At 72.3% G+C, this 12331-nt stretch carries 13 protein-coding genes; 4 read left to right on the plus strand and 9 right to left on the minus strand.

Annotated features, from left to right (window positions below):
- Positions 1-25: 25 nt before the first annotated feature.
- Entirely contained in the window at positions 26-712 is a 687-nt protein-coding gene (locus OHT51_RS36195; protein ID WP_328883107.1) for an esterase/lipase family protein, read from the minus strand.
- Positions 713-829: 117 nt separating this feature from the next.
- Here OHT51_RS36195 and OHT51_RS36200 point away from each other — a divergent pair, with 117 nt between their 5' ends.
- Positions 830-3280, plus strand: a complete 2451-nt coding sequence (locus OHT51_RS36200; protein WP_443052745.1) for a LuxR C-terminal-related transcriptional regulator — start codon at positions 830-832, stop codon at positions 3278-3280.
- Here OHT51_RS36200 and OHT51_RS36205 read toward each other — a convergent pair.
- From OHT51_RS36205 to bioB, 4 genes are read right to left on the minus strand one after another with little or no spacing between them, the layout of a single operon-like run.
- Entirely contained in the window at positions 3277-3777 is a 501-nt protein-coding gene (locus tag OHT51_RS36205) for a hypothetical protein (RefSeq protein ID WP_328883109.1), read from the minus strand. The genes OHT51_RS36200 and OHT51_RS36205 overlap by 4 nt on opposite strands.
- Complete coding sequence (bioD, locus tag OHT51_RS36210; protein WP_328883110.1) at positions 3774-4490, minus strand: dethiobiotin synthase; 717 nt, start codon at positions 4488-4490, stop codon at positions 3774-3776. The genes OHT51_RS36205 and bioD overlap by 4 nt, the downstream gene beginning before the upstream one ends.
- Positions 4491-4492: 2 nt before the next feature.
- A complete protein-coding gene (locus OHT51_RS36215) occupies positions 4493-5791 on the minus strand; it encodes an adenosylmethionine--8-amino-7-oxononanoate transaminase (RefSeq protein ID WP_328883111.1) in 1299 nt (432 codons plus the stop codon).
- Positions 5784-7004, minus strand: a complete 1221-nt coding sequence (bioB, locus tag OHT51_RS36220) for a biotin synthase BioB (protein ID WP_328883112.1) — start codon at positions 7002-7004, stop codon at positions 5784-5786. Before bioB ends, OHT51_RS36215 begins: the two co-directional genes overlap by 8 nt.
- A gap of 146 nt (positions 7005-7150) precedes the next feature.
- On the opposite strand from bioB, the gene OHT51_RS36225 reads away from it, so the two are divergent.
- The gene (locus OHT51_RS36225) at positions 7151-8278 is read left to right on the plus strand and encodes an 8-amino-7-oxononanoate synthase (RefSeq protein WP_328883113.1); all 1128 of its coding nucleotides are present in this window, start codon (positions 7151-7153) and stop codon (positions 8276-8278) included.
- Between the two features lie 82 nt (positions 8279-8360).
- On the opposite strand, the gene OHT51_RS36230 is transcribed toward OHT51_RS36225, so the two are convergent.
- Positions 8361-8588: a DUF397 domain-containing protein gene (locus OHT51_RS36230; RefSeq protein ID WP_328429218.1), complete on the minus strand. Its 228-nt coding sequence runs from the start codon at positions 8586-8588 to the stop codon at positions 8361-8363.
- Between the two features lie 9 nt (positions 8589-8597).
- Positions 8598-9467, minus strand: coding sequence for a helix-turn-helix domain-containing protein (locus tag OHT51_RS36235; RefSeq protein WP_328883114.1), 870 nt, complete (start codon positions 9465-9467; stop codon positions 8598-8600).
- A gap of 213 nt (positions 9468-9680) precedes the next feature.
- Here OHT51_RS36235 and OHT51_RS36240 point away from each other — a divergent pair, with 213 nt between their 5' ends.
- Complete coding sequence (locus OHT51_RS36240; protein ID WP_328883115.1) at positions 9681-10139, plus strand: ATP-binding protein; 459 nt, start codon at positions 9681-9683, stop codon at positions 10137-10139.
- A gap of 16 nt (positions 10140-10155) precedes the next feature.
- Here the strand turns inward: OHT51_RS36240 and OHT51_RS36245 are convergent, their stop codons facing one another.
- Positions 10156-11070 (minus strand): LysR family transcriptional regulator, encoded by a 915-nt coding sequence (locus OHT51_RS36245; RefSeq protein ID WP_328883116.1) that lies wholly within the window; start codon positions 11068-11070, stop codon positions 10156-10158.
- A gap of 107 nt (positions 11071-11177) precedes the next feature.
- Between OHT51_RS36245 and OHT51_RS36250 the strand changes: the two genes are divergently transcribed.
- Positions 11178-11792 carry a LysE family translocator gene (locus OHT51_RS36250; RefSeq protein WP_328883117.1) on the plus strand — a complete coding sequence of 205 codons (615 nt, stop codon included), beginning with the start codon at positions 11178-11180 and terminating at the stop codon, positions 11790-11792.
- A gap of 65 nt (positions 11793-11857) precedes the next feature.
- Here OHT51_RS36250 and OHT51_RS36255 read toward each other — a convergent pair whose 3' ends face one another.
- Positions 11858-12331 carry a C40 family peptidase gene (locus OHT51_RS36255; RefSeq protein WP_328883118.1) on the minus strand — a complete coding sequence of 158 codons (474 nt, stop codon included), beginning with the start codon at positions 12329-12331 and terminating at the stop codon, positions 11858-11860.

Below are 12331 nucleotides of genomic sequence, written 5' to 3' on the forward strand. Positions count from 1 at the left end.
GCGGTGGCTGTCGTTCCGGGCCGGCTCAGCCGATGAAGTCCCGGACCTGCTCGTACACGCCGTGGTCGTTGTTCATGTCGGTGTGCGAGACACAGCCGACCTCGACGTTCGTCGCGCCGCTCAGGATCGCCGTGGTGTCGGGGGTGAGCGCCTCGTCGCAGTTCGACCAGTAGCTGGCGTACGACACACTGCCCGGGGTCTCGTCGCCGGAGTTCAGGGCGGTCAGGAACGAGCTGCCGGTGTTCATCTCCGCGCAGGAGGTGTACAGCCATGCGCACCACGAGGCGGTGGACGTGCCGTGGTTCACCCCGGCGGTGGAGACGAAGTCGTCGACGTACGACGTCCCGCCGAGGTTTTTGAGGTAGTAGCGGGAGCTGAGCGCGCCGAGCGAGTGGACGACCAGGTCGACCTTCGAGGCGCCGGTCCGGGCGAGCACGTTTCTGATCTCGCTCCCGAGCTGCTGGGCGGTGGTGGCGTTCGACTGGGCCCAGTCGTAGGACCAGGCGTCCAGTTCGGCGGCCGTGTAGCCGTCGGCCCGGAAGTAGCCGGCCCAGTCGTCCCAGCTGCTCGCCGAGCTGCTCAGGCCGTGCACGAAGACGACGGGGTCGTGGGCCGCGGCGTGCGCGGGTGTGGGGGATAGGGACAACGACAGCAGGAGCGATGCGGCCAAGGCCGAGGCGGCCGTGGCGATGCGACGCTTGTGGCGCTGCATGATGCCTCCTGAAACGTGTGGGGTTGGCAGGAGTGTCAGCCGGGTCTACGCGCGCCGCATCGGTGAAATCGCCGGTCTTTACGGTTCAAATAACTCGCCAGTAACGTCATTTGTGTGGTGACACCGGTGAACCCCCCACCTCTTGACCGCCCTTCGCCACCGCAGTTCACAAACGCGTGGCGAGAGCTGGCCGCCACCCTTGCGGACGGGGTCCGCGTACGGGTGCTGCGCGCCGTGTACGGCGATCCGCGCGCCGCCGCCGAACTGGTCCCGCGTCTGACCGACCGCCAGGCGACGGGTCTCGACCCGCTGCCCACGGACCCCGCCGAGCTGGCCCCGTCCCTGCTGCGTGAACGCCGCGCGCAGATACGGGCGCTGCCGGACAGCACCCGCCTGCTCCTGCTCCTCGCCGCGGCCGATCAGTACCCGGTCCCCACCGACGCGTTCCTGCGCGCCGTCATGGCCGCCCGCCTCGACACCAGGTCCCTGGATGCCGCCGAGGCTGCCGGGATCGCACACGCGGGTGCGGGCGGGGTGGTGTTCCGCGACGCGTGGACGCGGATAGCGGCCTACGAAACGGGCTCCCCGGCCGACCGCCGCGACGTCCACCGCCTGCTGGCCCGCGTGCTGGGCGGCGCGGGCGAGACACCATGGCGCTCGTGGCACCGGGGCGCCGGCGCGCCCGGCCCCAGCGGCCGGCTCGCGGCGGAACTCGGCACCGCCGCGCGCAAGGCAGCAACTGCGGGGCGGCTCCCCTTGGCGCGGGCGCTGACGGAACGGGCCGCAGCCCTGTGCCCCGAACCGTCCGAGCAGGCCCGCCTGCTGACCCGGGCAGCCGGGTACGCCTGGCGAGCCGGCGATGGGGAACGGTCACGGCGACTGGCGGCAGCCGGCTCCGAGGACGCCCTGACAGGGGTGCTTGCTCTGCGGGCGGGGAATGCGGGGGAGGCGTTCGACGCGTTGATGTCGGCGGTGGCCGGGGCGGGCGCCTCTGTCGCCCCTGCCTCTGCCTCTGCCTCTGCGCAGTCGGCCGCTCTCACCGCCCCTCCCGCCCCGCCGTCGGCCGTCGTCGCCATCCCTGCCTCCGCGCCCTCGGGCGCCAAGGCCACGCCCTCGGCGCCCCCGGCTGCCGTCGCCAGCCCGGCTTCAGCGCCTCGAGCCGCTGTCGCCACCCCCGCCCCCACACCCGCCGTTGTCGCCCCCGCCCCCACCACGTCAGTCACCGTCGCCCCCCGCCCCCCGGCCCCCGCCACCCACCTCCTCGCCCGAGCCACCGAGGCCGCCATCTACACCGGAGACCTGCGTCGCCTGCGCGAGGCCGCGCGGGTGGCCGATCGGCTCGGGGCTGTTTCGCCAGGGACGCTGGGTGGGCTCGTGGCGGCGTTCGAGGGGCGGTACGAGGATGCGCGGGAGCTGCTGGAGGCGGCGGCCGGACGGTGCGGGCCGGGGGGTGATCCCACCGTGCTGATCCACGCCGGAATCGCCGCCCTGCTCCTCGGCGACCACACCCGTGCCGCCACCGCGACCCTCCGCGCGGCCGCCTCCGCCCGGGCTCGCGGCACCCCGGTGACCGTGCCGCAGGCGATGGAGTTCCGTGCGTACGCCGACTTCTGGACCGGACGCCCCCGGGCCGGCGAGGCCGCCGCGGCGGACGCGCTGTGGCAGGCCCACGCCACCGGCCAGGACAACGGCGCCTGTCATCTGCAGGCGGCCCTGGCCATGTTCTCGGCGCTCACCGGAGACGCGGACCTCTGCCACGAACGCGCCGCGAGCGCACGGTCGTACGCCCTCGCCCGTGGCCTGGGCCTGCCCGCCGCCCTCGCCCAGTGGGCGCTGGCCTACCTCGACCTGAGCAGCGGCCGCTTCGCCGCCGCAGCCGCCCGACTGCGCGCCCTGGCCGGGTTCGGCCCCGGGCACGGCCACCGGGCCATCCGCCACCTGGCCGCCCCGCACTACGTCGAGGCCGCCGTCCGCACCGGCGACACCCGGGTCGCCCGCGTCGCGCACGCCGACTACCACCGGTGGGCAACCGCCGTGCGCAGCCCCGACGACCTCGCCCTCAGCGCCCGCTGCCGAGCCCTCCTCGCGCCCGGCGCGGAGGCCGTGGACCACTACCGCGTGGCCCTCGACCTGCACTCCCACGGCACCCGCGACTTCGAACGGGCTCGCACGGAACTGCTGTTCGGCAGCACCCTGCGTCGACTGCGCAGCCGTACGGAGGCACGCGACCGCCTGCACAGCGCCCTGGAGGCGTTCGACTCCTTCGGTGCTCCGCACTGCGCGGCCCAGGCCCGTTCCGAACTGCGCGCCCTGGGCACCCCGGCCGGCCCCGCGCGGACCGGCCCCGACACTCCGACCGGCCGCCTCACGGCCCAGCAGCTCCTGGTCGCCCGTATGGCCGCCGAGGGAGCCACCAACCGCGAGATCGCCGATCGCCTCGCCCTCAGCCCGCGCACGATCGACCACCACCTGCGGGGCGTCTTCAGCCGGCTGGGGATCCGCTCCCGTATCGAGCTGGTGCGGCTCATTGCCGAGGTCGACGAGAGTGAGGGAGGTCCGACCGGCTAGGCGCCGACGAAGGCCCGGGCGAGCCCGGCGAGGTTGCGCGGGCAGGCCCAGATCTCCCGCGTCATCCGGTGTTCGAACCAGTCGACCGACTCGTCGTCGGGACTGGGCTCGTCGGCTGCACCGTCCCGCTCCGGGTGGGCCAGCATGTCCAGGACACCGCGAAGGCCGTCCAGCTCGTCGTCGAGCGGCATGGCGTCACACGGATGCTCGTCATGGGCGCAGCTCGCCCCTCCGAGAGCCTGCTCGACGGCACCCATCGCCTGCAGCACACGGGCCTCGGCCGCCGCATCCGGGCGGGCATAGATCACGTAAGGCCCTGTCAGCACCAGTCCGAGGGTCCACAGAGCGGTGTCCGGACTGTCGGCCCGGACGCTCGCCTCAAGGTTTCTCGCGCATTCCAGTACCGCCTCCGGCGCATCGCCGAGGTAGTAGCACTCGCGGCTCTCGTCCCACGTGTCGAACAAGTCGTCCCACTCGGCGGAAGCGGCAGGCGTCACGGCGTCTCCCGCCCTCGGAACCCCTCCGCGTCCCAGGTCCCGAACAACCGCGGCGCCAGCCAACCCGGCGCCGCGGCACGGAAGTCGGCCGGTGCCAGCGCCCCCGCACCGGTCGGCACCGCACCCAGCAGGGGCGCCCCCGCCACCTCGGGCAGGTCCGCGACGTTGCAGCGCGACGCCAGATCCGGTGCCGTGGGCCAGCTGCCGATCACCACGCCCAGCAGGTCCACTCGGCGTGAGCGCAGTTCACGCGCCGTCAGCTCCGTCGTGTTCAACGTGCCCAGGCCGGCCGACGCCACCACGAGGACCGGCGCCGCCATCAGCTCGGCCGCGTCCGCCAGCGTGCCGCCCGTCTCGTCGAAACGGACGAGCAGCCCGCCCGCCCCCTCCACCAGCACCAGGTCGTGCTCGGTGGCCAGCTTGGCGGCCGCCTCGGCGATCTCCTGCGGGCGCACCGGAGGCAGGCCGGCCCGTCGCGCCGCCGTCGCCGGGGCCAGCGGGTCGGGATAGCGGGCGAGTTCGGCGGTCGTCACGGCGCCCGCGAGTCGCGCCGTCTCCTCCGCGTCCCCGCACTCGTCCGGCCGTACGCCCGTCTGCGCGGCCTTGAGCACCGCCACCGACCGGCCCGCGCCGAGCGCCGTCGCGGCGACCGCGGCGGTCGTGACCGTCTTGCCGACCTCCGTGCCCGTCCCCGTGATCACCAGGATCGGCATGTTCATCCCTCCCGCACTGCCGCGCACACCGCGCGGCCGATCCGTGCCACGTCCACGTCGCCCGTGACGTACGGCGGCATCGTGTAGACGAGGTCCCGGAACGGCCGCAGCCACACGCCCTCGCGCACGGCCGCCGCCGTCGCCGCCTCCATGTCAACGGCGTGGTCGAGTTGCACGACCCCGATCGCACCGAGGACCCGTACGTCCTTCACGCCCGAAATGTCCGCCGCGGGGGCGAGCCCCTCACGCAGCCCCGCCTCGATCCGCTTGACCTCGGCCGGCCAGTCCTGGCCGAGCAGCAGCTCGATCGAGGCGCAGGCGACCGCGGCGGCGAGCGGGTTGCCCATGAACGTCGGGCCATGGGCCAGGACCGGTACCTCGCCCCGCGAGATCCCGTCGGCCACGCGGGACGTGCACAGCGTCGCGGCCATCGTCAGGTAGCCGCCCGTCAGCGCCTTGCCCACGCACATCACATCCGGCGTCACCGCCGCGTGGTCCGCCGCGAACAGCGCACCCGTACGCCCGAAGCCGGTCGCGATCTCGTCGAACACCAGCAGCACGTCGTGCGCGTCGCACGCCTCCCGCAACACCTGCAGATACGCGGGGGAGTGGAACCGCATCCCGCCCGCGCCCTGCACGACCGGCTCGACGATCACCGCCGCCAGTTCGTCGGCGTGCTGTTCGACGAGCGAACGCAGTTGATCGGCGTAGGACTCCTCGTACTCCGCCGGCGGCGGGTCCGCGAACACCTGGCGCTGGAGCACCCCGGTCCACAGCTCGTGCATCCCGCCCTCGGGGTCGCACACCGACATCGGCTGCCAGGTGTCGCCGTGGTAGCCGCCGCGCCAGGTCAGCAGCCGCTGCTTGCCGGGGAGGCCCAGCGAACGCCAGTACTGCAGGCACATCTTGACCGCGACCTCGACCGACACCGACCCGGAGTCCGCGAGGAAGACATGCTCCAGGCCCTCGGGCGACATGTCGACAAGGAGCTTCGCCAGACGTACGGCGGGCTCGTGGGTGAGCCCGCCGAACATCACATGGCTCATCCTCGACAGCTGCTCGCGCACGGCCTCGTTGAGTACCGGGTGGTTGTAGCCGTGGATCGCCGACCACCAGGACGACATGCCGTCGACCAGTTCGCCCGAGCCGTCCGCCAGGGTCAGCCGCACCCCGCTCGCCGACTCCACGACGAGCGGCTCGACACGGCCGGGCATGGGGCCGTACGGATGCCAGACGTGCCGCCGGTCCAGCTCCAGCAGCTCGGGCACGGTCAGGTCGGCCACGGGGCGCGGGTCAGGCATTGGGTGCGAGGTCCGTTCCCGCACCCCGGCGGCGCACGGCGACCAGGTCGGTGCGCGGCTCGCCGACCGGCGCTGCGGGGTCGGCCGTACCGCACACACCGCCACCGTCGTGCGACCCGCACCCGGCGCTCTCATGCGATCCGCATCCGGCACCCTCGTGCGATCCGCACCCCGCGCTCTCGTGCGATCCGCACCCGCCCCCGGCCGTCGCCCGGTGCTCCGGCAGCGTCACCTGGTCGGTGCCCTCCACCTCGAACCCGGCGTCCGCGATCATCTCCAGGTCGGCCTTGCCCGCCTGGCCCTCGGTGGTCAGGTAGTCGCCGAGGAAGATCGAGTTGGCCAGGTGCAGGGCGAGGGGCTGCATCGTGCGCAGATGGACCTCGCGGCCACCGGCGATCCGGACCTCGACGTCGGGGCAGACGAACCGCACCATCGCCAGGATGCGCAGGCACCGCTGCGGGGTGAGGTTCCACTCCTTGGCGAGCGGGGTGCCCTCGACCGGGATCAGGAAGTTGACCGGGACCGAGTCCGGGTCCAGCTCGCGCAGTGAGTAGACGACGTCGACCAGGTCCTCGTCGCTCTCGCCCATGCCCGCGATCAGACCCGAGCAGGCCGAGAGGCCCGCCGCGTGCGCCTTGTTCACGGTGTCGACGCGGTCGGCGTAGGTGTGCGTGGTCGTGATGTCCGCGTAAGTGCTCTCGGAGGTGTTGAGGTTGTGGTTGTAGGCGTCCGCGCCCGCCTCGCGCAGCCGCTCGGCCTGGCCGTCGGAGAGGAGGCCGAGGCAGGCGCACACCTCGACGCCCTCGTTCTCGTCCTTGATCGCCTTGATGGTCTTGGAGACCCGGTCCACGTCACGGTCGGTGGGGCCGCGCCCGGACGCCACCAGGCAGACGCGCTTGGCGCCTCCCGCCAAACCGGCGGCCGCGGCCTGGGAGGCCTCGTCGGGCTTGAGCCAGGTGTACTTGAGGATGCCGGTGGTCGAGCCGAGCCGCTGGGAGCAGTAGTTGCAGTCCTCCGGACACAGGCCCGATTTGAGGTTGACGAGATAGTTGAGTTTCACCCGTCGGCCGAACCACTGCCGGCGCACCTTCCCGGCCGCGGCCACCACATCGAGCAGGTCGTCGTCGGAAGTGGCGAGGACGGCCAAGGCTTCCTCGCGGGTCGGCAGCTCGCGCCGAAGCCCCTTGTCCACCAGCGTGTTCAGCAGGTCCATGGGAGCTGATCCTGACGTACGGAGGGGCTCCGAGCCAAGGAGAGTTTGCACAACCCTGTCCATTCGATGTGTGGGTATTGCCACACCGTGGGGGCCCGCCGCTGCGGCTAGTGTCTGTCCACTGCCTACAAAAGCCCGGAGGAGTCATGGCGTTCGGCTGGATCGACGAGCAGGCGGAGCTGCGCCGCCGCGCCGGACTCGTACGGACCCTGCGCCCCCGCCCCGCCGAATCGCCGCTTCTCGACCTCGCGAGCAACGACTACCTGGGCCTGGCCCGCCACCCCGAGGTCACCGAGGGTGCGGCACGGGCCGCCCGGGCGTGGGGCGGCGGCGCGACCGGCTCCCGGCTCGTGACGGGCACGACGGAGCTGCACACCGAGCTGGAGCGGGAGCTGGCCGACTTCTGCGGCGTCGAGGCGGCCCTGGTCTTCTCGTCCGGCTACGCGGCCAACCTCGCCGCGGTCACCGCGCTGGCACCGCACGGCTCGCTGATCGTCTCCGACGCGGGCAACCACGCCTCGCTGATCGACGGCTGCCGGCTGGCGCGCGGCACGACACAGGTTGTCGCGCACTCCGACCCGGATGCCGTGCGCAAGGCGCTCCAGACGCACGACGGGCCCGCCGTCGTCGTGGCCGACACCGTCTTCTCGGTCGACGGCGACGCGGCCCCGCTGGCCCGGTTCGCCGAGGCCTGCCGGGAACACGGTGCCGGGCTGGTCGTCGACGACGCCCACGGCCTGGGCGTGCTCGGCGCCGGCGGCCGCGGGGCCCCGCACGCGGCGGGGCTCGCGGGCGCCGACGACGTCGTCGTCACGGTCACGCTGTCCAAGTCGCTCGGCAGCCAGGGCGGCGCCGTGCTCGGCCCCGCCCTGGTGATCGACCACCTGGTCAACGCGGCCCGGACCTTCATCTTCGACACGGGCCTCGCCCCCGCGGCGGCGGGCGCGGCCCTGGCGGCACTGAGACTGCTGCGCCGCGAGCCGGAGCGCGCGGCACGGGCCCGCGAGGTGGCGAGCGAACTGCACGCACGCCTGACCGCGGCGGGCCATCAAGCCGTACGGCCGGACGCGGCGGTCGTCTCCGTGCGCGCGCCGTCCCCGGAGGAGGCCGTGCGCTGGGCGGCCGAGTGCCGTGCGGCGGGCCTGGCCGTGGGCTGCTTCCGACCTCCTTCCGTCCCCGACGGCATCTCACGGCTGAGGCTGACCGCCCGCGCGGACCTCTCCGAGGGGCAGATCGAACGCGCTGTACGGGTCATCGGCGAGACACGACCATGAGTCGGCGTGACACGGCCCTGCCGTCGCGCCCGGCGACACCGATCGGAAATGATCGGAATCGGTCAGGCTGATCGGGAAACTGTCAGGACTGGAGCGCCGCCGTGAAGCCCGCCCAGCTCTCGGGGGAGAAGAGCAGCGCGGGTCCGGCCGGGTCCTTGGAGTCGCGCACGGCGAGCAGCCCGGTCCAGGGACCCGAGTGCGGCCGCGCCGTCTCGACGCAGTTGTTGGCTCCGGTGCTGTAGCTGCTGCGCAGCCACCGTGCACCAGGTAGTTCGGTGCTTGAACTCACCTTCCGAGGCAGGGTGGTCATGGTGCCTCCTTACGCGCCGCCAGCCAGTGCGGCGATGTAATCCATCGATTCCTCGGGCGAAAGGGCGTGGATCCGAAGGGCGTTGAAGGCCTCCGTGTAGGCCTGGAGGTCTTCTTTCCGTTCGAGGTAGAGGCTACTCGTCAAGTGGTCGAGAACAACCACATCCAGATCAGAAGTGCGCGAAAATGAGAAGATAACGAAAGGCCCGGTGATGCCGATATGCTCGCCGGCCGCGAACGGCAGGACCTGCAGCCGGACTTGCGGCAGTCGCGCCGCCTCCACCAGTCGCCTCAGCTGCCGCTCCATCACCTCGGGCCCGCCGATCTCCCGGCGCAGCACCGCCTCGTCCAGCACCGCGCTCAGCTCCAGCGGCGGCTCGGCGCGCAGCACGTCCTGCCTGGCCAGACGGACCGTGACCAGCGCGTCCAGGCGTTCGTCGGCGTCGTCGTCGAGCCCGCCCACCGCGGCCCGGGTCACCGCGCGGGCGTACTCGGGCGTCTGCAGCAGCCCGGGCACCACGGAGGTCTCCAGCGTGCGCATCGCGCTTGCCTGGGACTCCAGGCTGATGAAGTCGCGGTACGTCGTCGGCAGCACTCCGCGGTACGCGTGCCACCAGTGATCCCGGCCGTCACCCTCGTCGGAGCCCGCCAACGCCAGCATCAACTGGCGTAGTTGGGCATCCTGTACGCCGTAGACGTCGAGCAGTAACCGCACATCGGCCTGTTTCACCCCGCTGGCGCCCGTCTCGATCCGGCTCACCTTGGACTGGTGCCAGCCCACCAGCCGGGCCGCCTCACCACTGGTGAGCCCGGCCCCGGTGCGCAACGCACGCAGTTCCGCGCCCAGTTTCCGGCGGCGCACCGCGGGACCGTGCTGCATGCGTAACTCCTTACTCCAACCGAGCCGTCCAAATACGGTCTGCCGTCGCAGAGTTCACCGCTTCGAGCGACAGATATATGCATATCTCGGGGGATCGGCACCGTGACGGCCCTGGTAATGGCAGTCTGGCGACGAAGCACCAGTCCGGGACCGTACTCGAACCCTCCGCTCCGTGTCGGACTGCGGTCCCGTTGGGAAAGGGACGACATCGCCATGGCAGACCATTTGGAAGCATCCGTCACTCTGCCGAGCGATCCCGCCTCGGTCTCCGCGGCCCGGACCTATGTGGTCACCACCCTTGCGGAGTGGGGACTGCCTCCGGACACGGAAGTGGCCGACACCATCCGCCTGATCGTCTCCGAACTCACCACCAACGCCGTACAGCACACCCTCGGCCAGTCACCCACCTTCACGGTGGACCTCGTGCTCGACCGTGACGAACACCTGCGCATCGGGGTCACCGACAGCCACCCCCGCTTCCCCAAGCGGCTGCCCGCCGCCGTCCAGCAGGACAACGGCCGTGGCCTGGTCATCATCCGCTGGCTGACCGCGGAATGCGGCGGCAAGCTGAGAGTGCGCCCGACCCGCGAGGGCGGCAAGACCATCTCCATCGAACTGCCGTGGACGGTGCCCGCGGAACCCGTGCCGACCGCAGGGCCCCAGGAACCGTAGCCGCAGGGCCCACCCCTCAGGTCTGCCGCGACCGGCCGAACGAGCCGCGCAGCAGAGCCCGGAAGGCTTCCGCGGCCGGAGCCGCCTCCTCGCTCCGGAAGGCGACCGAGATCGTACGGCGCAGCTCAGCGCCCTCCAGCGCGCGCACCCCGACCGGCGTGACCGACGTACGCGCCACCATCTCCGGTACGACCGCGACCCCGAGCCCCGCACTGGCCAGCGCGCACACCAGGAGATAGCCCGGCGTCGGCACCAGCACCGAAGGCAGGGCCCCCGCCCGGGCCAGCACCGCCTCCACACCCCGCCGGGCCGGAGCGTCCGGCGCCATGCTGATCAGCGGCTGCCCGGCGAGGTCGGCCAGCGGCAGCCGTGCGGTCCCGCTGGTGAGGGCGTGGCCCGGAGCGGACACCAGGACCAGCTCCTCGACGAGGATCGGCTCGACGCGGACCGAGGACGCGAGCGGAATCGGGTCGCCCGGCTCATACGCGTGCGTCAGCGCCAGATCCACCTCCCCGGCCGCCACGGCGGCGACACCCGCCGACGGTTCGTAGTCGGCGACCGTCAGCTCCACGTCCGGATGGGCCCGCCGGAAGGCGCTGAGGGCCGGCGGCAGCAGATGGATGCCCGCGGTCTGGAAGGTGCCGAGCCGGAGCGTGCCGCCCGACAGGCCGGTCAGCCGGGCCAGCTCGTGCCGGGCCCGCTCCAGCTCGTCGAGCACTCGCCGCGCCCGCGCCACCAGCAGTTCGCCCGCACCCGTCAGCCGCGCCCCGCGGTGATGCCGTACCAGAAGGGCCGTGCCCGCCTCGCGCTCCAGCTTGGCCAGCTGCTGGGAGAGCGCGGGTGTGGTGTAGCCGAGCCGCTCCGCCGCCCGGGTGATCGAGCCCGCCTCGGCGACCGCCACCAGGGCGGCGAGCCTGGTCGGGTCGTACATGCCGGGCTCCTCGTCCGTCCAAGCCTGTCTGCCTAAAGCAATGCTTTAGGCAGACCCAGGATATTCGACATACCTGCTGAAGGCTTCCGCGCGGCACGCTGGGTGCCATGGACGCTCAGCTCATCGCCTTCACCGGGGTTTCCGCCGGCCTCGTCGCCATGCCCGGCGCCGACTTCACCGTCGTCGTGCGCAACGCCCTCGTCTCCCGCCGGGCCGGTATCGCCTGCGCGCTCGGGATCGGGGCCGGACTGCTGGTGCATGTGACGCTGGCGGTGCTGGGGGTCGCCGCGGTCCTGGCCGCCGTACCGGCGCTGTTCCGTGCGCTCCAAGTGGTCGGGGGGGTCTATGTGTTGTATCTGGGCGTCCAGACCCTGCGGCAGCGGCGCAGTGAAGTGGCGGACACGGGCGAGAACTCCACCGGGCGACCGCTGCGGCAGGGCTTCGTCACCAACGCCCTCAACCCGAAGGCGTCCCTGACCTTCCTCAGCGTGCTGCCCCAGTTCGTGCCCGCGGGGGCTCCCGCACTGCCCCGGACGCTGCTGCTCGCACTGATCGTGCTCGCGATCGCACTGGTGTGGTTCCAGGTGGTCGCCCTGCTGGTCGACCGGCTCGGGCGGTGGCTGCGCCGGCCGCGCGCCGCCCGGGCGGTCACGACGGTCACCGGCGTCGCGCTGACGGCCTTCGGCGTCGGGCTCCTCGCCGGGCCGCTGATGGCCGTCTGACGGCCTTTCTCGTGCCCCGAGGGCGATGACGGCGTGTCAGGCCGCCGCCATCGCCCCCGGGTGGGTCACTTGACCCGGCCGTACCAGACGCTCCTGGTCCAGATCTTCTGCAGCCTCACCACGTCCCCGCTCTTGGGGGAGTGCCAGATCTTTCCCTTCCCGGCATAGATGCCGACGTGGTAGACGTACGACCCCGAGTGGAAGAACACCAGGTCTCCGGCCTTGCGGCTCTTGGCGGAGATGTGGCGGGTCTTGTTGTACTGCTGGGCCGCCGTACGGGGCAGCTTCTTGCCCGCCTTCTTGAACGAGTAGAGCGTCAGCCCGGAGCAGTCGAACCGGTTCGGCCCCGTGGCGCCCCACCTGTACGGGGAGCCCTTCTTGGAGGCCGCGATCTGAAGTGCCTTCGTCGCCGGTGTGGCTGCCTCCGCTTCGGACGTGAAGCCGGGCGCCACTATCGAGCCGCCCACTGCGGCGATGGTGAGAGCCGAGGCCGTACCGGCCCGGGCCATGAGCGACGGGACACGATTGAGCGCAGTCAT

The sequence above is a fragment of the Streptomyces sp. NBC_00299 genome, assembly GCF_036173045.1.
In the GTDB taxonomy this organism is placed as follows: domain Bacteria; phylum Actinomycetota; class Actinomycetes; order Streptomycetales; family Streptomycetaceae; genus Streptomyces; species Streptomyces machairae.